This window comes from Pseudoduganella violaceinigra DSM 15887, assembly GCF_000425385.1.
GTDB classification, from domain to species: Bacteria; Pseudomonadota; Gammaproteobacteria; order Burkholderiales; family Burkholderiaceae_D; genus Rugamonas; species Rugamonas violaceinigra.
In genome coordinates this window covers 81,011-100,582 of the sequence record NZ_KE384361.1, presented here as the reverse complement: position 1 = coordinate 100,582, position 19,572 = coordinate 81,011, and the positions used below count along the sequence as shown (strand labels likewise).

The 19,572-nt window shown below is 63.7% G+C and carries 19 protein-coding genes; 6 read left to right on the top strand and 13 right to left on the bottom strand.

What is annotated here, in order from left to right:
• Positions 1-80: 80 nt before the first annotated feature.
• The 3 genes from H597_RS33645 to H597_RS0128275 all read left to right on the top strand — a co-directional run bounded on the left by H597_RS33645 (position 81) and on the right by H597_RS0128275 (position 6,645).
• Positions 81-3,842: a CHASE domain-containing protein gene (locus tag H597_RS33645; RefSeq protein WP_083941333.1), complete on the top strand. Its 3,762-nt coding sequence runs from the start codon at positions 81-83 to the stop codon at positions 3,840-3,842.
• Between the two features lie 66 nt (positions 3,843-3,908).
• Positions 3,909-4,388 (top strand): hypothetical protein, encoded by a 480-nt coding sequence (locus H597_RS0128280; protein WP_028105088.1) that lies wholly within the window; start codon positions 3,909-3,911, stop codon positions 4,386-4,388.
• A 7-nt stretch (positions 4,389-4,395) separates the two neighbouring features.
• Positions 4,396-6,645, top strand: coding sequence for a putative bifunctional diguanylate cyclase/phosphodiesterase (locus H597_RS0128275; RefSeq protein ID WP_028105087.1), 2,250 nt, complete (start codon positions 4,396-4,398; stop codon positions 6,643-6,645).
• Here the strand turns inward: H597_RS0128275 and fusA are convergent.
• The 12 genes from fusA to mltG form a co-directional block, all read right to left on the bottom strand.
• On the bottom strand, positions 6,642-8,756 hold the full coding sequence (gene fusA, locus H597_RS0128270; RefSeq protein ID WP_028105086.1) for an elongation factor G: 2,115 nt from the start codon (positions 8,754-8,756) through the stop codon (positions 6,642-6,644). The genes H597_RS0128275 and fusA overlap by 4 nt on opposite strands.
• Positions 8,757-8,829: 73 nt before the next feature.
• Positions 8,830-9,441, bottom strand: coding sequence for a flavin reductase family protein (locus tag H597_RS0128265; protein ID WP_028105085.1), 612 nt, complete (start codon positions 9,439-9,441; stop codon positions 8,830-8,832).
• 16 nt (positions 9,442-9,457) lie between these two features.
• Positions 9,458-9,655 carry a hypothetical protein gene (locus H597_RS0128260; protein WP_028105084.1) on the bottom strand — a complete coding sequence of 66 codons (198 nt, stop codon included), beginning with the start codon at positions 9,653-9,655 and terminating at the stop codon, positions 9,458-9,460.
• A gap of 223 nt (positions 9,656-9,878) precedes the next feature.
• The gene (locus tag H597_RS0128250; RefSeq protein WP_028105083.1) at positions 9,879-10,790 is read right to left on the bottom strand and encodes a class I SAM-dependent methyltransferase; all 912 of its coding nucleotides are present in this window, start codon (positions 10,788-10,790) and stop codon (positions 9,879-9,881) included.
• 96 nt (positions 10,791-10,886) lie between these two features.
• A complete protein-coding gene (locus H597_RS0128245) occupies positions 10,887-11,561 on the bottom strand; it encodes an ankyrin repeat domain-containing protein (protein WP_035375423.1) in 675 nt (224 codons plus the stop codon).
• A complete protein-coding gene (locus H597_RS0128240; RefSeq protein WP_028105081.1) occupies positions 11,558-12,337 on the bottom strand; it encodes a TatD family hydrolase in 780 nt (259 codons plus the stop codon). The genes H597_RS0128245 and H597_RS0128240 overlap by 4 nt, the downstream gene beginning before the upstream one ends.
• A 38-nt stretch (positions 12,338-12,375) precedes the next feature.
• Complete coding sequence (locus H597_RS0128235) at positions 12,376-13,542, bottom strand: tetratricopeptide repeat protein (protein WP_083941332.1); 1,167 nt, start codon at positions 13,540-13,542, stop codon at positions 12,376-12,378.
• A complete protein-coding gene (locus H597_RS0128230; RefSeq protein ID WP_028105079.1) occupies positions 13,539-14,045 on the bottom strand; it encodes a GNAT family N-acetyltransferase in 507 nt (168 codons plus the stop codon). Before H597_RS0128230 ends, H597_RS0128235 begins: the two co-directional genes overlap by 4 nt.
• A gap of 3 nt (positions 14,046-14,048) precedes the next feature.
• A complete protein-coding gene (locus H597_RS0128225) occupies positions 14,049-14,426 on the bottom strand; it encodes a PilZ domain-containing protein (RefSeq protein ID WP_028105078.1) in 378 nt (125 codons plus the stop codon).
• A gap of 12 nt (positions 14,427-14,438) precedes the next feature.
• Positions 14,439-15,458: a DNA polymerase III subunit delta' gene (locus H597_RS0128220; protein WP_028105077.1), complete on the bottom strand. Its 1,020-nt coding sequence runs from the start codon at positions 15,456-15,458 to the stop codon at positions 14,439-14,441.
• Positions 15,455-16,069, bottom strand: coding sequence for a dTMP kinase (gene tmk, locus H597_RS0128215; protein WP_028105076.1), 615 nt, complete (start codon positions 16,067-16,069; stop codon positions 15,455-15,457). Before tmk ends, H597_RS0128220 begins: the two co-directional genes overlap by 4 nt.
• Positions 16,069-17,055, bottom strand: a complete 987-nt coding sequence (gene mltG, locus H597_RS0128210; RefSeq protein ID WP_028105075.1) for an endolytic transglycosylase MltG — start codon at positions 17,053-17,055, stop codon at positions 16,069-16,071. The genes tmk and mltG overlap by 1 nt, the downstream gene beginning before the upstream one ends.
• A gap of 143 nt (positions 17,056-17,198) precedes the next feature.
• Here mltG and ygfZ point away from each other — a divergent pair, with 143 nt between their 5' ends.
• From ygfZ to H597_RS0128195, 3 genes are read left to right on the top strand one after another with little or no spacing between them, the layout of a single operon-like run.
• Positions 17,199-18,206: a CAF17-like 4Fe-4S cluster assembly/insertion protein YgfZ gene (gene ygfZ / locus H597_RS0128205; protein ID WP_028105074.1), complete on the top strand. Its 1,008-nt coding sequence runs from the start codon at positions 17,199-17,201 to the stop codon at positions 18,204-18,206.
• A gap of 2 nt (positions 18,207-18,208) precedes the next feature.
• The gene (locus H597_RS0128200) at positions 18,209-18,496 is read left to right on the top strand and encodes a DUF4936 family protein (RefSeq protein ID WP_028105073.1); all 288 of its coding nucleotides are present in this window, start codon (positions 18,209-18,211) and stop codon (positions 18,494-18,496) included.
• Positions 18,487-19,317 (top strand): NRDE family protein, encoded by an 831-nt coding sequence (locus tag H597_RS0128195; RefSeq protein ID WP_028105072.1) that lies wholly within the window; start codon positions 18,487-18,489, stop codon positions 19,315-19,317. Before H597_RS0128200 ends, H597_RS0128195 begins: the two co-directional genes overlap by 10 nt.
• Here H597_RS0128195 and H597_RS0128190 read toward each other — a convergent pair.
• Positions 19,314-19,571 carry a hypothetical protein gene (locus H597_RS0128190; protein WP_154668314.1) on the bottom strand — a complete coding sequence of 86 codons (258 nt, stop codon included), beginning with the start codon at positions 19,569-19,571 and terminating at the stop codon, positions 19,314-19,316. The genes H597_RS0128195 and H597_RS0128190 overlap by 4 nt on opposite strands.
• Position 19,572 lies beyond the last annotated feature (1 nt).

Here is a 19,572-nt window from a genome sequence, read left to right as displayed (position 1 = left end):
GGAAATTATTACAAGATCATTTCACTATCTGACATCTTCCGTGTTATAAAGACATCATCCACCGACCTGTGCGCACAAATATGCCAACTCGCATTCGTACGCTGACAGCCTTGCTGCTCGCCGCTGGAGCGTACTACCTGCTGGCTCGCCTCGGCCTGATGCTCGCGCTGGCGCAAAGCAACGCAAGTCCAGTCTGGCCGCCGTCCGGATTTGCGATCGTCCTGCTGCTGCGCGGTGGCCGCCGCTACTGGCCTGCAATCCTCACCGGCGCCTTCCTCGCCAACCTTGCCGTGTTCCAGAATAACCAGGTGGGATCGCTGCCCGTCCTGCTGGCGGCGTCACTGACGATTGCCATGGGCAATACCGCCGAAGCCCTGGTGGCGCATTCGCTGGCACGCCATTTTGCTGTTGAAAGCCTGGCGCTGCTCACCCAGCGCGAAGTGTATAAATTCAGCGGCGCCATCGCTGTCGCCGCCCTCGCCTCCACCGCCATCGGCGTGCTGGCACTGGACCTGTCGGGCATCATCCCTTCCACGCTGACCTGGCAGGTGGCAGCCACCTGGTGGACCGGGGACTTTCTTGGCATGCTGCTGCTGGCGCCGCTGGCCATGGCGCTTCCGGCGCGCCCGGCGCTGCCGCACTGGACGCCCGGCCAGCTGCTGTTCCTTGGCACGCTGACGGCGGCGACGCTGGCCGTCTTCCTCAGCGATGGCCACTTCGCCGCCGTCCAGTACCTGCCCTACGGCCTGTTGTTCTTCCTCTGCCTGGCGGCAGTAAACCGCTGGCGCGCGATGATACGGCTGGCCCTGGCCATCATTTCCGGGGTCGCCGTTCCGGCCACGGTGATGAACCACGGCCCGTTTGTCTCCGGCGTGCTGCACCATTCCCTGCTGTCATTGTCGACTTACCTGGCCATCTGCAGCATCCTGGCCTGGGTGCTGGCCACTGAGGAGGAGTCGGGGCTGGCTGAAAGCTATGTCTGGACGCCGATCCTGACCCTGCTTGCCTGCATGGTGCTGACGGTCGGCGCCTGGGGCTGGATCACCGGCGACACCGAGTCGCGCACCCGCGAACGCTTCCAGCGCGCCGCGGACAATGTGCGCGAGACGATCCGCCTGCGTCTGGAAGGCTATGAGGCCCTGCTGCGCGCAGGCACCGCCTTGTTCGACGCTTCCGTCACGGTCGAGGCCAAGGAATGGCAGCGATTCGTCGTCGGCCTCGACTTGCCCAGCCAATATCCCGGCGTGCTGGGCATGGGGTTCGCCCGTTTCGCCCCGGCCGGCGCGCTGGCGGCGTTGAGTAAGGAGGTGCGTGTCTGGCCTGAAGGCGACCGCGACCTGCACGCCGCCATTGTCTATATCGAGCCGCACTCGCCGCGCAATATGGTGGCGATCGGTTTCGACATGATGTCCGAGCCCAGCCGGCGCGACGCCATGGTGGCGGCGATGCAGACCGGCAAGATGACGGCCAGCGGTCCCATCACCCTGGTCCAGGAAATCAGCGGTCCCAAACAGGTTGGCTTCCTGCTCTTCAACCCCGTTTATTCCGAGAATGCGGCCGGGCAGCGCGAACTGCAAGGCTTTGTCTACACCCCGTTCCGCATGGGCGATTTAATGCAGGGTATCTTCGGCGACGGGCTCGATGAAGTGCGGCTCGATATCCGCTACCAGGACACCCAGGGCCAGCTGATGTACAGCAGCGCCCGCAGCGGCGTGGGCCGCAGCTTCACCCACCTGTCCAGCCTCCAGTTCGTGGCGGTGGGCGAGAACGGCCAGTCCTGGGCCCTGGATATTCGCCCGACCGCCTTGTTCGACTCCGCGGTCGACCAGTCGAAGTCCTTCATCGTGCTGGTCATGGGGACGCTGATCAGCCTGCTGTTTTTTGGCGTCAGCCGCAACCTGGTGCACGAGCGCATCGCCGCGCTGCGTGCCAAGGAGCAATCGGCCAGGCAGCTGGAGCAGCAGACTGCCAGCCTGGAGGAATCGGAAGCGCGCTTCAAACTGCTCACCTCCCACATCCGCAACCATGCCATCGTGCTGCTCGACCCGACAGGCACCATCACCACCTGGAACGAAGGGGCTGCTAAATTGTTCGGCTATGAGGCGGACGAGATCGTGGGCCAGCCGCTGCAGAGCCTGATGGCCGAAAGCGATGCCGTCACCAGCCTGACCCTGGCGCTGGAACACGGCCAATATGAAGCAACCTCGCTGCGCCGGCGGCGCGACGGCACGACCTTCCTGGCGCTCAAACAACTGTTCCCGGTCCACGACGACCATGGCCGCTGTATCGGCTACGCCATGATCATGCGCGATGTGACGGCCGAGAAGGCGGCGGAAAAGGAATTGAACGACGCCAAGACCCAGGCCGAGTCGGCCAGCGCCGCCAAGAGCGCCTTCGTGGCCAATATCAGCCATGAGCTGCGGACACCGATGAACGCGGTGCTGGGCGTGAGCCAGATCCTGGCGCGCACGCCACTCAACGCCGAGCAGCGTCAATACCTGGACATGGTATCGGGCGCCGGCCGCTCGCTGCTGGCCTTGCTCAATGATGTGCTCGACTTTTCCAAGATCGAAGCCAATAAGCTGGAGTTGGCCGACGACGATTTCCTGGTCGATGACGTGCTCGCTTCGCTCGCCGCCGTCATGGCCATGACCAGCACCGAGAAAGGCCTGGCGCTGTCGCTGTGCGTGGAAGCCGATGTGCCCTTGTCGCTGCATGGCGACGGGCAGCGCGTGCAGCAGGTGCTGCTCAACCTGGTCAGCAATGCGCTCAAATTCACCGAGCACGGCATGGTCAGCGTGCGCGGCAGCCGCGATTCCGCGCAGACCGGCGTGCTGCGCTGGGAAGTCAGCGACACTGGCATCGGCATCAGCGCCGAGCAGTTGCAGCGCCTCTTCACGCCTTTCAGCCAAGCCGATGCCTCGATGGCGCGGCGTTATGGCGGGACCGGCCTGGGCCTGACCATTTCCCAGCGGCTGGCGCAGATGATGGGCGGTAAGATTGAAGTCAGCAGCGTGGCCGGGCGTGGCACCACCTTCACGTTCCTGATGCCATTACGCGAAGGCGAGCTGCCCGATCCTTACGCCCTGGCCGGCGCCCGCCGCCAATGGCGCGTGCTCTACGCCGATCCGAACCAGGATTTGCACGACGACGTGGTGCAAATGGCGGCGCGCTGGGGATGGCGCTGCGATACGGTCGATAGCGGCGCCGGCATCGAGGCCGCCCTGGCCCGCGGCAATTACGACCTGCTGGTCTACGACGCCAGCCTGGCCCCCGCCGCGCGGCGCGCCAGCGTCGGGCAACGGGTGTGCGTACGCAATGGCCTGCAGCCCGCCGCGGCCGGCCAGGATCCGGAGTTGCTGCGTCCACTGACCCGCTCCGCCCTGTTCCACGCCCTGTCGGCCCCGCCGCAACCGGCCGCAGCGGCACCGGCAAGCAGCGCCGGGGATGGCGCCAAGGCGCTCGACGGCCTGACAATCCTGCTGGCCGAAGACAACGCCTTGAACCAGTTGGTGGCGCGCAGCATGCTCGAGTCGGTGGGCGCCAGCGTGCATATCTCCGAGAACGGCGAACAAGCGCTGGATTTCCTGCGCGAGCGGCGCCACCCGGTCGACCTGGTCTTGATGGACGTGCAAATGCCGGTCATGGATGGCTTTGCGGCGACCCAGGCGATCCGGCAGGACTTGCAGCTCGACTTGCCGGTCTTGGCCATGAGCGCCGGGGTCAGCCTCGACGAGCGCGCGGAGTGCGACGCCGCCGGCATGAATGGCTTTGTCGCCAAACCGGTCGACGCAGATGACTTAATTACAACAATTTTGAAGTTTGTTCATGCTGGAGAGTGAATTGAAATCTCTCGAATTGACACAAAGGCTATAATTAACCGGCAGTCATTAAATATTTGGGAATAAATGAAAAAGCTTTTGCTTGGCGCTGCCTTTGCCGCCCTGTCCTTCCCGGCCCTGGCCGACACCTTTGAAGTGATCGAAAACCAGCCTTTGTCGGAACTCTGGGTCAATCCCGGCTTCTATTCCTACCATTTCCAGCGTGACCGCGGATTTGACGATACCAATCCCGGCTTCGGCGCCGAATACCGCTTTTCGACGGTCGCATCCGCCACGGCGGGGCGCTTCCACAACAGCGACCGCCGCATGTCCAACTATGCCGGCGTGTACTACCAGCCCTGGTCCATCGGGCCGGTCCGCCTGGGCGCCGTGATCGGCGGCTTCAACGGCTACCCCAAGATGCGCGACGGCGGCTGGTTCCTGGCCGCGATTCCCGTCATCAGCGTGGAATATCAACGCGTCGGCGTGAACTTTGCTATCGTACCTACATATAAGGAACGTTTGCATGGTGCCTTATCCGTGCAGCTGAAGTTCAAACTGTTGTGATCGATGTATGAACGAGCGCGCGTCCATTGAACACTTGCAAGCCAGTTCGCTCGATGAGTTGCGGCGCCTGGCCGGCTTTGTGTGCGGCCAGCCGGTGCCGGCCGAGGCACTGCAGGACGAGCAGCGGCTGTTCTCGTACTTACCGCAAGGATATAGCGCCGACCGGTATGAGGCCTTGGCCGACCTGGCCGCCTGCATACGCGCCCAGCAGCATCTGCGCCAGGGCTTGGCGCGCGCCCACGGCTTCCTGGCCGGATTTGCCGAGCATGCCCCGGCGCCGCTGTGGATCAAGGACGCCGACGGCGCCTATGTCATGGGCGGCGGCCTGGAATACCAGGAAGGCAGCGCCCTCGACAAGCCGGATGTCACCAAGTCCATGGAAACGACGGACGAAGGCAAGCGCCATTGGCTGGTGCATAAATTCCCGATTTCCGTGAACGGCGAATCGTTCACCGGCGGCTCGGCAATCGATGTCACCACCGAGGTGGAAAAGGAACGCGCCCTGATCCGGCACGACAATTTCTATGTTTTGCTGTCGCGCCTGAGCGCCCTGATCCCCCGCTCGCGTACCCTCGAACAGCTGTGCCTGGACGCCTGCCGCCTGGCGGCGCATCAACCCTCCCTCGATTGCGCGGCCATCAGCAGAAAGTCCGATGACGGCCAGCTGCAGCTGTTCGCCTCGGCCAGCCGCGAAGGCCAGGAGCGCCACTGGCGCGCCGGCGATGCGCCGCCGGACTGGCTGGCCCCCGACCTGGCGGCGCATGTCCTGGCCACCGGCCGCGTGCAATCGGGCTCGCGCAAGGGCCACGCCATCGCCTCCTGTATGGCCGTGCCCCTGTTCGTCAACAACCAGCCCTGGGGCGTGGTGACCTTCTATTCGCGCCGCGAGCACCAGTTCGACGCCTTTTACCGCGAACGCGCCGGGGAGCTGAGCAACGAACTCAGTTACGGCATCGAGCGCCTGGTCAATGCCCAGGAGATGCACCGCCTGGCGCGCACCAATGTCCTCTCCGGCCTGCCCAGCCGCCTGCAGTTCGAGGAAGAAATCGCCGCACTGGCCGCGTCCGATGCGCGCGGCACCGTCCTGCTGCTGAACATCAACCGCTTTGACGAAATCAGCTCGGCCTACGGCAATGCCGCCGCCGTCGGCCTGATGCGCACCATCGCGCAGCGCCTGCGCTCGGCGATGGCGGAGAGCATGTTGCTGGCGCACGTGGGCGTGGGCCGCTTTGCGATCTTCCTGCCGGCGCACGGCACCCAGACGGCAGCCGAATTCGTGCACGAAACGGCGGCGCCGATGCTGCAGGGCAGCTACCAGGTCAAGGAGCACAAGATCTGGTGCACCATCAGTGCCGGTGCGGCCGCCTTGCCCGACGACGGCACCACCGCCGATGAACTGCTGGTCAAATCCTGGGATGCCCTGGCCGCGGCGCGCGACCTGGACCTGCGCTTCGGTCTATACGACCGCGCCGCCGACCGCGTCGTGGCGCGCCAGATCAGCCTCGAAGTGGAATTGCGCGAGGCGCTGGAACGGCATGAATTCGTCAACTTCTACCAGCCGAAGATCGACCTGCGCACTGGCAAGCTGACCGGTGCCGAAGCGCTGGTGCGCTGGCGCCATCCCCAGCGCGGCCTGGTGTCGCCCGCCGAATTCGTGCCGACGCTGGAGCGCACCGGCCTGGTGATCGCCGTCGGCCGCCAGGTCATGCAGCGCGCCATGCAGGACTGGCGCAACTGGCACGACGCCGGCCTGCGGCCGCCGCAGATCGCCGTCAACGTGGCGCCGGCCCAGTTCCGCTGCGACTCCCTGTTCAGCGATATCGAGCAGGCGCTGAATACGGCGGGCGCCGACCAGCAGCCGCTGTCGATCGAGATCACGGAAAGCTCCTTGGTGTCCGACCACGACCGCGTGGTCGATATCCTGAGCAAGGTACGCGCCCTTGACGTGCCGGTGGCGATCGACGACTTCGGCACCGGCTATTCCTCGCTATCCTACCTGGTCAGCCTGCCGGTCGATGTGATGAAGATCGACCGCTCCTTCGTCACCCGCATGTCGCAGGACGCCGGCTATATGGGCCTGGTCAGCACCGTGGTGTCCCTGGCGCACAACCTGGACCTCAAGGTCGTGGCCGAAGGCATCGAGACGGAAGAGGAAGCCAAGCTGCTCAAGCTCTTGCGCTGCGAACAGGGACAGGGCTACCTGTACGGCCACCCTGTCCCGGCGGACGAATTCGCCGCCCTGCTCGAAACAGCTTAATGCCTGGCCGCCGCGCGGGCGGTCGCCACCTGGTCGAGGATATGCCGCGGCACAGCGGCGTAGTGCTGGAATTCCATGGTGTAGGTGGCACGTCCCTGGGTCAGCGAGCGCAGCGAGGTCGAATAGCCGAACATCTCCGCCAGCGGCACCAGCGCGCGCACCTGCTTGCCGCCGCCACCCGGAATTTCATCCATGCCCTGCACCATGCCGCGCCGCGTCGTCAGGTCGCCCATCACATTGCCCATGAATTCCTCGGGCGTTTCCACTTCCACGTGCATCATCGGTTCCAGCAGCTGGGCGTCGGCCTTGCGCATGCCTTCCTTGAACGCCATCGAGCCCGCCATGCGGAACGCGTTCTCGTTCGAATCCACGTCGTGGTAGGAGCCGAAGGTCAGCGTGGCGCGCACGTCGACCACCGGATAGCCCGCCAGCACGCCGGCATTCAGCGTTTCGCGGATGCCCTTCTCCACCGCCGGAATGAACTCGCGCGGCACCACGCCGCCCTTGATGGCGTCGACAAACTCGAAGCCCTTGCCCGCTTCCATCGGTTCCAGCTTCAGCACCACGTGCCCGTACTGGCCCTTGCCGCCCGATTGCTTGATGAACTTGCCTTCGATATCGCTGACCGCCTTGGTGACGGTTTCGCGATAGGCCACCTGCGGCTTGCCCACCGTGGTCTCGACGCCGAACTCGCGCCGCATGCGGTCCACCAGGATTTCCAGGTGCAGCTCGCCCATGCCGGACATGATGGTCTGGCCCGATTCCTCGTCGGTATGGACGCGGAACGAGGGGTCTTCCTGCGCCAATCGGTTGAGTGCAATCGCCATTTTTTCCTGGTCGGCCTTGGTCTTCGGTTCCACCGCCTGCGAAATCACCGGCTCGGGGAAGATCATCTTCTCCAGGATGATGACCTGGTCCGGATTGCTCAGCGTATCGCCCGTGGTCACGTTCTTCAAGCCGACGGCGGCCGCGATGTCGCCCGCGAACACTTCCTTGATCTCCTTGCGCTCGTTGGCGTGCATCTGCAGGATGCGGCCCAGCCGCTCTTTCTGGCCCTTGGTCGGGTTGTAGACGGTATCGCCGGAATTGACCAGGCCCGAATACACGCGGAAGAAGGTCAGCTGGCCCACGAAGGGGTCGGTCATGATCTTGAAGGCGAGCGCCGAGAAGGGCTCGTCATCCGAGGGATGGCGTTCAATCTCGTTATCGTCTTCATCATGGCCGGCGATGGCCGGCACGTCGACCGGCGACGGCAGGTACTCGACCACCGCGTCCAGCATGGCTTGCACGCCGCGGTTCTTGAAGGCGCTGCCCGCCAGCATCGGCACGATCTCGTTGCGGATCGTGCGTTCGCGCAGGGCGGCCTTGATCTCCTCTTCGGTGAGCGTCTCGCCGTTCAGGTACTTCTCCGTCAATTCGGGCGTGGCTTCGGCGGCCGCTTCCACCATATGCTCATGCCAGGTCTGCGCCAGTTCCTTGAGGTTGGCGGGAATGTCTTCATAGGTGAACTTGACGCCCAGCGTCTCGTCGTCCCACATGATGGCGCGCATCTTCACCAGGTCGACCACGCCGTGGAAGTTTTCCTCGGCGCCGATCGGGATCTGGATCGGCACGGCGGTGCCCTTCAGGCGCTCCTTGATCTGCTGCTGGACGCGGAAGAAATCGGCGCCGACGCGGTCCATCTTGTTGACGAAGGCGAGCCGGGGCACCTTGTATTTATTGGCCTGGCGCCAGACGGTCTCCGATTGCGGCTGCACGCCGCCGACCGAGTCGTACACCATGACGGCGCCGTCGAGCACGCGCATCGAACGTTCGACTTCAATGGTGAAGTCGACGTGGCCCGGCGTGTCGATGATATTGATGCGGTGCTCGGGGAAATTGCCGCCCATGCCTTTCCAGAAGGCCGTGGTCGCCGCCGAGGTGATGGTGATGCCGCGTTCCTGCTCCTGCTCCATCCAGTCCATGGTCGCGGCGCCATTATGCACCTCGCCCAGCTTGTGGTTGACACCGGTGTAGAACAGGATACGCTCCGTCGTCGTGGTCTTGCCAGCGTCGATGTGGGCGCTAATGCCGATATTGCGGTAACGCTCGATAGGTGTCTTGCGGCTCATCACAATCTCCTTGAACGATGCCTTGCGGTCATCTTTGATTCTATCAGTAACAGGAGTGCAAAGATTGGGCGGCTCAGCAAGAAATCAAGGGAGCGCCAGGGAGCGGCTTCGCTTTTGTCATGGTACTCGAGACCACGAAGTTGCCGGCGCCGACATGGTGCAGGGTATGCAGCTCGGCATTATCTTCGCGGAAGTCCCAATGCCCGTTGGCAAATACGCGTTCGTCCGCGGCGGCGGCCACCACCTCGGCGAAGCAGGTATCGTAGGCGTCCTCCGTATGGCGTTCCGGGATCAGGCGGCATTCCATCCAGGCCACGCAGCCGGCAGTGGGCAGCGGCGCACCGGTGACGGCGCCGGGCACCGCCTCGATGCCGAAGTGCTGGAACTTGTCGCCTTCGCGGCCGGTGGCGATGCCCACCGCATACGTCAGGTCAGCCGCCGAAGCGCCCGGAATACAGACGGCAAAGACCCCGCTGGCGGCGATCAGCTCGCGGCTATAGGTATTTTTGTCGATGACGATGGCAATGCGCGGCGGCGTGAATTCCACCGGCATCGACCAGGCAGCGGCCATGATGTTGCGCCGCCCTGCATGGGCTGTGGTGACGAGCACGGTCGGGCCGTGGTTGATCAGCCGGCTGGCGTGCTTGAGCTCCACCGTCTTAAAGTGAGGATGCGGATAGGTCATGCGCGCATTCTAGCGCTTATCGCCTTCCCCCGCCGAGTACCCGCGCCGGCAACATCACGATGGCGCGCAGCAGTTCGAAGACCGCCTCGACGCCGATGCCGAGCAGGCGGAGCGGCAATAGCAACAGCCAGATCAATGGGTACATGACCAGGGCCAGCAAGGCCAGCGGCCAGCACAGGAAAAGCAGGAACAGCCATAAGATGAAGCCAAACATTCCGGGGTCCTCCGATTGAAGTTGAGGCAACTTTAATGGGGAGGTCCGGAGCGGACAATGGCGATGCGATCAACTGCCGCAGGACGCGATAAATGGAAGAAATCCGGGGATGGATGGCGCGGGGAGTTGGCGCCGCCTCCGCCGTCATCGCGGAAACAGCCCGGTGGCGCCATCGCCATCAAGCTGTTACGCTCGGTATTCTGGTCCGGATGGCCGTCCTGCGCTAGGCCGCAAACGCGGGAACCGACGCCGTCACCCGCACCACCGCAGCCTGCATATTGGCCTGCAAGGACTGGATCTGGCCACCGGCCCGGTATGCGAAGCCGACCTGGATGGTGTCGCCCGCCCGCACCGCGACCGGCTCGGCCAACGGCAGCGTCATATAGTGATTCAGCCAATCGATGGTGCTGTTGCGCTCTTGTACCACGGCGAGGATGTTCTTGGTGATGAAACGCAGCGCGTTCAACTGCCCGTCGCGTTCGGCGACAAATTGCCCCTCCCAGCGGTATTGCATCTCGTTCGGCTGGGTAAAGTCGATCAGGGAATAGACTTGCGGCTGGCTTAACTCAAGCGTGCCGTTCTGCATCTGGCCAGGTTGCTGGAATTGCACGATCGGCGCGTAAAAGCCGTCGAAATCGTATTCCTGCTGTACCGGTTGGGCCGCCATCAGCACCGCTTCTGGCATGAACAGCGGCAGCGGCCCGCCAAAACGTCCGCGGTAGCGCTGTTTGAAATGCTCGATGACTTCGACCTGCTTTTCGCGCAGCATGGCGACGTGGATCATTTCGCAGATCACCACGTCGACCGGTTCGGGCGGCAGGAATTCGAACGCATCGGCATGGATCACCTCGACCCGCGCCCCGTTCTTGTTCATCGCCAGGAATTTGCGCGCTTCCTGCACCATGTCCGGGTTGAACTCCACGCAATAGACCTTGTCCGCCTTTTGCGCCGCGAAGAAGGACAGCACGCCGGTGCCGCCGCCCAGCTCCAGCACCTTCATGCCCGGCTTGACCACGTAATCGATGGCCGCCTTGAAATTGTGCATACGGTTGGCGTCCATCAGCATATTGTGATGGTAATGAACGGGGATGAATTGCCCGAGGTAGCAGCTTTCGATTTCGCGTTCGTTCAGCATGGCGGTAGCGCGGCGGGGCGCGGTGGGTTTTCGACATCTGGATTGTCGCCCCAAGCGCCTGGCAGCATTTGCACGATATGAACGGGAAATACCGCTCTATTTGCCGTTGAGGTGGCGGCGGATGCGTTCAGCGATCCAGGGCTTATCGACGCGCTGGGCAAATCCGGCGGCGTTCTGGTGCCAGGCGCGGTCCTTGCGGGTGGCGTCCGCGCCCCGGTCCAGCAGCAGCGAGACAGCATCTTCCTGGCCCTCCTGTGCAGCCAGCATCAGGGGCGTGGCGCCGGTCGGAGACTCGGCGTCGACATGGGCGCCACGCTCGAGCAGCAATTTCATGATGTCCAGGTCGCCCGCGGCGGCCGCGTAATGCAGGGCTGTCCATCCCGGACGATTGACCTGCGCCCCTTTTTCCAGCAACAGCAGGACGGCCGGCTTGTTTTTCTTGAAAGCGGCCATCATCAAGGCCGTGTTGCCATTGGGCGCCTGCAAATCGGGCTGGATAGCCGGCTGGGCCAGCAGCAGTCTGGCGATTTTCATGGCCTCGTAGCGCATCGCGACAATCAAGCCGGTCTCGCCACGGACGGGATCGCGCAGGTTCGGGTCGAGGCCGCGCGCCAGCATCGCCTTGACGGCGCGCTCGTCATCGAGCTGGATGACGCGGAAGAAATTGCCGGCGTCTTCCTCCGCCGAGGGGATATCTTCACCGGCCCAGGCGGCGCGGGCCAGGAGCGCCGCAGCGCCGGCGGCCAGCAGCGCGCGCCGGGCAGGCGTCATGCCGCGTCCTTGAACAGCTTGAAGAAATTGGCCGAGGTCTGCTCAGCCACCTGTTCCAACGGCACCCCTTTAAGTTTGGCGATGAATTCGGCCACGTGGGCCACAAAGCCCGGTTCGTTCATCTTGCCGCGATACGGCACGGGCGCCAGATAAGGCGAGTCGGTCTCGATCAGCATACGCTCGAGCGGCACTTCCAAGGCCACCGCCTGCAATTCCTTTGCGCTTTTGAAGGTCACGATGCCGGAGAAGGAAATATAGAAACCCTGCTCCATCGAGGCCCGCGCCACCTCCAGCGACTCGGTGAAGCAATGCATGACGCCTGCCACCCCGCCCTTGTCGGTACCCGCGCCCTCTTCGCGCATGATGCGGATGGTGTCTTCAGACGCCGAGCGGGTATGAATGATCAGCGGCTTGCGGGATTCGCGCGAGGCGCGGATGTGGGTGCGGAAACGCTCGCGCTGCCATTCCAGGTCGCCCTGCAGGCGGTAATAATCCAGGCCGGTTTCGCCAATGGCGACAATGCGCGGGTGCTTGGCCAGCTCGACCAATTGTTCGACGGTCGGCTCCGGCGTATCTTCGTAGTCCGGATGAACCCCGACCGAGGCGTAAATGTGGGGAAATTGCTCGGCCAGCGCCAGTACGCGCGGAAAATCCGGCAAGTCGACCGAGACGCAGAGCGCGTGGCTGACTTTGTTTTCCGCCATTTTGGCGAGGATTTCAGGCATCCGGGCGGCCAGCTCCGGAAAGTCGATATGGCAATGGGAATCGATAAACATGCCGAGATTGTACGCGAGCCTGCCGGCCCGCGCCAAAGTCAGGGCATGAGGCGCCAGGTATCGATGAAGTCGCGCAGCGCAGTGGGATGCGCCTGTTTCCAGGTTTCGAAGTCCGGCCGGTAGGATTCCTTATACATCAGCAGGAAGATCGCCGCATCGAGCTGGCCGGCGGTATGCAACTTTTTCAATGTCAGCAAGGCCGCGCTTTGCAGGGACGGCTCGCCTTTGGCCTCCAGCTCGGAGGCCACCTGCAGCGCCGTCGACCAAGCCTGCAATTCGCCCTGGAATGGCGACTGCGCCTTGCCATCCTTGGGTCCCGCAGCCAGCGCCATGGCGTAGGCCAGCCAGATGGCGCCATCCACACCCGCTTGCGAACCAGGCTCAATATTGATCTTTTGCCCACCTTTGGCAGGATCGCGCTGTACCCAGGCCTTGCGCTCAAAGCCAAGCCGCGCCAGCGGTTTGCCAGCAGCTGCCTGCATGGCTTTCAATCGCTCCCAGTTCCCCGCCTCGCTCGGCATGGCTGCAATCGCGTGCACGGTCGCCGCCATGGCGCCCTGTCCATCGCCTAGGCGCACGCGGGCATCTGACAGAAAACGCCATGCCTGGGAGTCCAAAGGATCCAGCTCCGCAGCCATCTTGAACATCAGTTCCGCGCCGCTCCAGTTCTTCTCCATGAAGTAGGTGTCACCCTCCATGATCATGGCTTTGGCGAACCTGGGATCTTCCTTGTAGGCCGCACGGTATTTCAAACGCGCAGCCTCATACTGGCCTTGGTGAAAGAATGTTTCGCCTTCTTTAAAGAGCACGTTCGCTGCAGCCGTGGCGATATGTCCCGGTTTCTCGGTCTCATCATTGAGCGCCCGCAGTACTTCGTTCGCGACAGGATCATCCGCTGCGATCGCAAGTGCCTTGCGCGCCCATGCGCCAGCTTGCTCTCGTTGGTTTTTGGCCTGCGGCGTGGCGCTACCGTATGCCAAGGCAAGGAGCATGTAAGAAAACGCCGACAAAGGACTGGATGCCTCCGGCGATTCCTTACGGGCGGCCTCGAACTTCTCCGATGCAGCCTTATATTCGCCTTGCGGGATCAAAGCGAGGCCTTCGGAGACCAGACGCTGCGACTTGTCGCTGCCATTGACCGCCGCCTGGGCCGGTAATAAAACCGCCAACAGCAGACCGGCGATCGATGTGCGCAAAAGTCTCATGCGACGCGTTTCCCCAAAATAATCAAATCGCGCTCAATGCCATCCAGATTGGCAACCCGAGGCAAATTGGCCCAGGTTTCGAAGCCGAATTTCTCGAACAGGGCCAGTGATGGCTTGTTGTGGCCAAAAATGAAGCCGAGCACGGTATGCACCGCCACCTGCGGGGCAAAGTCGATGGCTTGCTGCAGTGCATAGCGGCCAACGCCCTTGCCGCGCCAGGCGGCGTCGATGTAGATCGAGACTTCGGCCGTGCCCGCATACGCCGGGCGGCCATAGAAGTTCGAGTACGAAATCCAGCCGATGACGCCGTCGCGGCCGGCCTCCTCCACCACCCACAACGGCCGGCGAGCCGGCTGGTGTTCGTGGAACCAGGGCAGGCGCGCCTCAACCGAGACGGGCTCGGTATCGGCCGTCACCTCGCGCGAAGCGATGGTGCTGTTGTAAATGGCAACAATGCGGGGCAAGTCCTCGAGCGTGGCGAGGCGGTGGCGGAACGGCGCCATGCCTTACAGCGTGTGGGTGGCGCGCGACGAGCGCAGCGCTGCGCCCAGGATTTCCTCGATGCGCAGGCGGGCGCGGGTGCCGGTCTCGTCATCCGGGAAGTGCACGCCGATGCCCTGGGTCTTGTTATTGGCCGCGCCCTGCGGCGTGAGCCAGACCACCTTGCCGGCGATCGCATACTTGTTCGGGTCGTCCATCAGGGTCAGCAGCAGATAGATCTCGTCGCCGATCTTGTAGGGCTTTTGGGTAGGCACGAACATGCCGCCATGTTTCAGGAAGGGCATATAGGCCGCGTACAGGGCTGCCTTTTCCTTGATGGCCAGGGACAACACGGTTGGGCGGTTGACCGCCGCAGCGGTTGCATCGTTTGGGCTTGCGCTCATTTTTTCCTTTCTTCAGCTACAGCAAGCAGTGTAGTCAAGAAGCATATCTTCAATAAACAATTTTGGCGACAGGGGGTGGTCCGATGTTGCGCGCCGTTCGTTGGCGCCCTTGATCGCTCCCATCAGGCGGCTGATGTTCACCTTGTCCGCCAGGCCGGCCAGCTCGCGCTGGTAACGGGGATAATAACGGATGTTTCCTGCTAGTTTGTACGAAAACAAGTCGTAAAGCCAGCGCTGTTGCCAGGAAACCAATGCCGTCAGCGGTACTTTCTGCAATTTGTCGGCAGTTTTCAGCGCACCGTCCACGCTGGGACGGGCCAGGTACGCCAGCAGGGCGTCCAATTCTTCGCGGTTGCCCGTCTCCGAGGCAAGGGCGGCGGCCAGCGGCGAACCGCCCTGCTCGCGCAGCCAGCTGTCGGCATCGGGCACGCCCTGTTGCTGGAGCCAGGCCAGCGCTTCGGCGTGGGCGGGCATGGGCATGGCAAATTTGCGGCAGCGCGACAAAATGGTCGGCAGCACACGGTCCAGTCCGTTGGACGCCAGCAGGAAGACGGTGCCCGGCGGCGGCTCTTCCAGCGTTTTCAGCAGGGCATTCGAAGCCGGCATATTCAGCGCTTCGGCCGGATACAGCACCACCACCCGCAAACCCTGGCGGTGGGTCGAGATGTTCATGAAATCGGCCAGGGCACGGATCTGCTCGATCTTGATCTCGCGCGACGGGGCTTTCTTGGCCGCCTTCTTATCCTCGCCCTCCTCGCCTTCGCCGGGTTCATCCTCCATAGCTTCGGGGCGCACGCGGCGATAGTCCGGATGGCTCTGCTGCTGGAACCAGCCGCAGCTCGGGCAGGCGCCGCAGGCATGGCCGTCCGGCTGTCCATCCTCGCACAGCAGCGCCTGAGCGAACTGTTCGATGAAATGCGCCTTGCCGATGCCGTTGGCGCCGTGGAACAGGATCGCATGGGGCATGCGCTGGCGCAGCTGCTGCAGCTGCTGCCAGGCGCCGTGCTGCCAGGGATATATCTGGCCGCTCACTCGAGCGCCCCCACGATCTGTGCCAGTTCAGCCTGGATGTCGGCAATGCTGCGGGTCGAGTCGATCACGCGGAAACGCTGCGGCGCCTCGGCGGCGCGGCGCAGGTATTCGGCGCGGGTCGCCATGAAGAAATCGGCCTGTTCCCGTTCGAAACGGTCCAGCTCGCGCGTGGCGTCGAGGCGCGCGCGCGCCACTTCCAGCGGCACGTCGAACAGGATGGTCAGGTCCGGTTCCAGGCCCGGGTGCACCCATTGCGCCAGGGTTTCCAGCTTGTCACGGCTGAGGCCGCGCCCGCCCCCCTGGTAGGCGAAGCTGGCATCGGTAAAACGGTCGGAAATGACCCAGGCGCCGCGTGCCAGGCCCGGTTCGATCACCTGGGCCACATGCTCGCGCCGGCTGGCGAATACCAGCAGGGTTTCGGTTTCCACGTGCATGGTTTCGTGCAGCCACAATTCGCGCAGTTTTTCGCCCAGCGGGGTGCCTCCCGGCTCGCGCGAACTGACCAGCTCAAGGCCGCGCGCCTTCACCAGCCCGCCAACGAACTGGATATGGGTCGATTTGCCGGCACCGTCGATGCCCTCGAATGTGATGAATTTACCGCGCTTTGTCATTATCGTTGGTACTGGTTGACCGCCCGGTTATGGTCGGTCAGGTTATCGGAAAACTGGCTGGTGCCATTGCCGCGCGCCACAAAGTACAGCGCGCTGGACTTGGCCGGGGCCAGGGCTGCGGTCAGCGAAGCCACCCCCGGCAGCGCAATCGGGGTCGGTGGCAAGCCGGTGCGCGTATAGGTATTGTAGGGAGTGTCGGTCTCCAGGTCCTTCTTGCGGATATTGCCATCGAACTTAGGCCCGATGCCGTAAATCACGGTCGGGTCGGTCTGCAGCAGCATGCCGATCTTGAGCCGGTTTACAAATACGGCCGCGATCATACCGCGTTCCGACTTTTGCCCGGTTTCCTTTTCAACAATCGACGCCATGGTCAGGGCTTCATAGGGCGACTTATAAGGCAGGCCGGACGCGCGCTTGTCCCAGGCTTCGGCCAGGCGTTTCATCAGCATGCTGTGCGCCTGGCGGTAAATCGCCAGCTCGCTTGAATGCTTGGCGAACAGGTAGGTGTCCGGGAAGAACAGGCCTTCCGGCTCCTTGAAGTCGGGATCGATGCGCGCCATCAGCTCGCGGTCGCTCAGTTCGGCCGTGTCATGCTTCAAGCCTTCATGCGCGGCGATCGCCTGGCGCATCTGGCGGAAAGTCCAGCCCTCGATGATGGTCAGCGACTCCTGGGCGAACTCGCCGCGCACCAACTGGTCGATCAGGCGCAGCGGCGTCGTGCCAGGTTTCAGCTCGTACGTGCCAGCTTTGAGCTGGCCGCTCTTGCCTGTCGCCCTGGCCAGCAGGTTGAACATCAGCGGCTGGATCGGCACGCCGGCGGCGACCATCTGTTGGCCGGCGGCGCTGGCGCCGCTGCCTTTGCTGATGGTGAATTCAATCGCCCGCTGGTCGTCCAGGACCGGCTGGCCTGCCCACCAGGCAAACCCGCCCACGGCTCCGGCCGCGGCCAACACACCCAAGGTGATCGTCTTGCTGAAAAACGCCATTTCCAAATGCCCGTTCTATAAAGCCATCGTGAACCAGTTTCAACCTGGACGACAGCAAATTCCAGGCCCCCGGCGGAATTTGCGCGGGATCACTATAATGAAGCCCGTAATGATAATGCTTCATCGTCAGGATATGGGAAATTATGAATAGCTGGAATCAACTTTTGACTCAGGAACAAGAAACGCTGACCGCCGGCCAGTTGGCCGCCGGGTTTGCCGCCCCGCTCGGCGAGCAGGGCTTGATCGCTTTCAGCGGCGAAGAATCGGCCACCTTCCTGCACAGCCAGTTGACCAACGATGTCGAGCATCTGGGCCTGGGCGACGTGCGCCTGGCCGGCTACTGCTCGCCCAAGGGGCGCATGCTGGCATCGTTCCTGATGTGGCGCACGGCCGAGTCGATCTTCCTGCAACTGCCGCGGGCGATCCAGCCTGCCATCCAGAAACGCCTGCAGATGTTCATCCTGCGCGCCAAAACCAAACCGGCCGATGTCACGGACCAATACGTAACCCTGGCCATCGGCGGCGCCGACGGCGAAGCGGTGCTGCAGACCTGGTTCGACGTGCTGCCGGCCACGCCGTTCAGCAAAATCGACCATCCGCTGGGCACGCTGCTGCGCGTCGCCGATGCCTTCGGTTCGCCGCGCTACCTGTGGCTGGCCACGGCGGACACCGCCACGGTCGCGGCGCCGGTGCTGAAGGATCGCCTGCATGTGGGCGGCGACGAAGCCTGGCGCCTGTCGGAAATCCATGCCGGCGTGCCGCAGGTGGGCGCAGGCACCCAGGAGCAATTCGTCCCGCAAATGGTCAACTTCGAACTGCTGGGCGGCGTGAACTTCAAGAAAGGTTGCTATCCGGGCCAGGAAATCGTGGCCCGCAGCCAATACCTGGGCAAACTGAAACGCCGCACGGCGCTGGCCAGCATCGCCGATGCGGGCGCCATGCCGGGCGCGGAAGTGTTTTCCCCGGCCGATCCCGAGCAGCCATGCGGGATGGTGGTCAACACCGCGCGCAACGGCGCTGGCGGCGTCGACGCGCTGGTGGAAATGAAATTGGAAGCACTTGAGGCCGGCGACGTGCGTTTCGGCTCGGCCAGCGGCCCTGCCCTGCAGTTCAAGCCCCTGCCTTACGCGCTGGACAAGCTTGACGTCTGAGCATGGACCTCTACGTGTATTACAAGGTGCAGGCCGGGCAGGCGGCAAGCCTGCAGCAAGCTGTCATGGCCATGCAGGCCGGCCTGGCGGCCGCGCATGGTATTGCCGCGCAGCTTAAGCGGAGGCCGGAAGCGCCGGAAGGGGTGCAAACCTGGATGGAAGTCTATCCGGCTGCCCCGGCCAGCCTGCACGTCGAGCTCGCCAACGCCGTGGCCCAGGCGGGCCTGGCGCGCTGGATTTCCGGCCCGCGCCATATGGAAGTGTTCGAGGACATGCCGCCATGTGCCTGATCGTCTTTGCCTGGCAGGTCGTTCCGGGCGTGCCCCTGATCGCCGCCGCCAACCGCGATGAGTTTTATGATCGCGACACCACCCCGGCCGCAGCCTGGCCCGATGCGCCCCAGATCTTCGCCGGGCGGGACCTGAAGGCTGGCGGCAGCTGGATGGGCATCACGCGTCCCGGCACAGCCGCCGCCTCCGAAGCCCAGCCGATGCCGCGCGCCGAGTGCGGCGCCGGCGAACAGCCAGCCGCGCATCCGCCCCCCTATCCGGCCGGCAGCGCACCCTCGCGCTTTGCGGCGCTCACCAATGTGCGCCAGCCGCGGGACCATAATCCGCTGGCGCCGTCGCGCGGCCAACTGGTGGCCGATTTCCTGGCCGGGGCCATGACAGCACAGGAGTATGTGGCACAGATCGCGCCGGGCGCCGCCCAGTACAACGGTTTCAACCTGGTGCTGTGCGACGGCAAGGAGCTGGTCTGGTATTCCAACAAGGGGGAAGAAGACCCGCGCAACGGCAAGGCGCTGGAGCCGGGCATCTACGGGCTGTCCAACGCCCTGCTCGATTCGGCCTGGCCCAAGGTGCTTAAAACCAAGGCGCAATTCGCCAGTCTGCTGTGCCTGGGCGCGCCGGAGGACGCTTATTTCGAGATGCTGTCCGACACCACCCGGGCACCAGACATGCGCCTGCCGGAAACCGGCGTGCCGCTGGAGCTGGAACGGGTGCTGTCAGCCGTGAAGATCGAGTCGCCAAACTACGGCACGCGCAGTTCGACCGTGGTCAAGCTGTACGCGGACAGCCCGGCGGAACTGCACGAAATCCAGATCCGTTAAGGCAGCTGCTCGCGCGTGCAGGTCGGCTTGTCTTTGCCCTGGCGGGTGCAGGAGATCAAGGTGCGGGTGCCGGTATCGATGGCGTAGAAATGGGTCGGGCCGCTCGCTGTGGCGGGCGCCGCGGCGGCCGCCGGCCAAGGCATGGCGACGCCGCCCACCTGGGCCTGCGCCACCTGGATCGGACTGATGGAGCCAACCAGGACGCCAGCGCCGAACACTGCGCAAACGCCAAGCGCGATCATGGAACGTTTCATT

Coding starts and splice junctions, on each gene's coding strand:
- H597_RS0128195 (WP_028105072.1), top strand. CDS start 18,487: ATGTGCCTGATCGTCTTTGCCTGGCAGGTCGTTCCGGGCGTGCCCCTG.
- H597_RS0128240 (WP_028105081.1), bottom strand. CDS start 12,337: ATGTTTATCGATTCCCATTGCCATATCGACTTTCCGGAGCTGGCCGCC.
- H597_RS0128275 (WP_028105087.1), top strand. CDS start 4,396: ATGAACGAGCGCGCGTCCATTGAACACTTGCAAGCCAGTTCGCTCGAT.
- H597_RS0128260 (WP_028105084.1), bottom strand. CDS start 9,655: ATGTTTGGCTTCATCTTATGGCTGTTCCTGCTTTTCCTGTGCTGGCCG.
- H597_RS0128235 (WP_083941332.1), bottom strand. CDS start 13,542: ATGAGACTTTTGCGCACATCGATCGCCGGTCTGCTGTTGGCGGTTTTA.
- H597_RS0128225 (WP_028105078.1), bottom strand. CDS start 14,426: ATGAGCGCAAGCCCAAACGATGCAACCGCTGCGGCGGTCAACCGCCCA.
- H597_RS0128245 (WP_035375423.1), bottom strand. CDS start 11,561: ATGACGCCTGCCCGGCGCGCGCTGCTGGCCGCCGGCGCTGCGGCGCTC.
- fusA (WP_028105086.1), bottom strand. CDS start 8,756: ATGAGCCGCAAGACACCTATCGAGCGTTACCGCAATATCGGCATTAGC.
- H597_RS0128265 (WP_028105085.1), bottom strand. CDS start 9,441: ATGACCTATCCGCATCCTCACTTTAAGACGGTGGAGCTCAAGCACGCC.
- H597_RS0128250 (WP_028105083.1), bottom strand. CDS start 10,790: ATGCTGAACGAACGCGAAATCGAAAGCTGCTACCTCGGGCAATTCATC.
- H597_RS33645 (WP_083941333.1), top strand. CDS start 81: ATGCCAACTCGCATTCGTACGCTGACAGCCTTGCTGCTCGCCGCTGGA.
- H597_RS0128190 (WP_154668314.1), bottom strand. CDS start 19,571: ATGAAACGTTCCATGATCGCGCTTGGCGTTTGCGCAGTGTTCGGCGCT.
- ygfZ (WP_028105074.1), top strand. CDS start 17,199: ATGAATAGCTGGAATCAACTTTTGACTCAGGAACAAGAAACGCTGACC.
- H597_RS0128200 (WP_028105073.1), top strand. CDS start 18,209: ATGGACCTCTACGTGTATTACAAGGTGCAGGCCGGGCAGGCGGCAAGC.
- mltG (WP_028105075.1), bottom strand. CDS start 17,055: ATGGCGTTTTTCAGCAAGACGATCACCTTGGGTGTGTTGGCCGCGGCC.
- tmk (WP_028105076.1), bottom strand. CDS start 16,069: ATGACAAAGCGCGGTAAATTCATCACATTCGAGGGCATCGACGGTGCC.
- H597_RS0128280 (WP_028105088.1), top strand. CDS start 3,909: ATGAAAAAGCTTTTGCTTGGCGCTGCCTTTGCCGCCCTGTCCTTCCCG.
- H597_RS0128230 (WP_028105079.1), bottom strand. CDS start 14,045: ATGGCGCCGTTCCGCCACCGCCTCGCCACGCTCGAGGACTTGCCCCGC.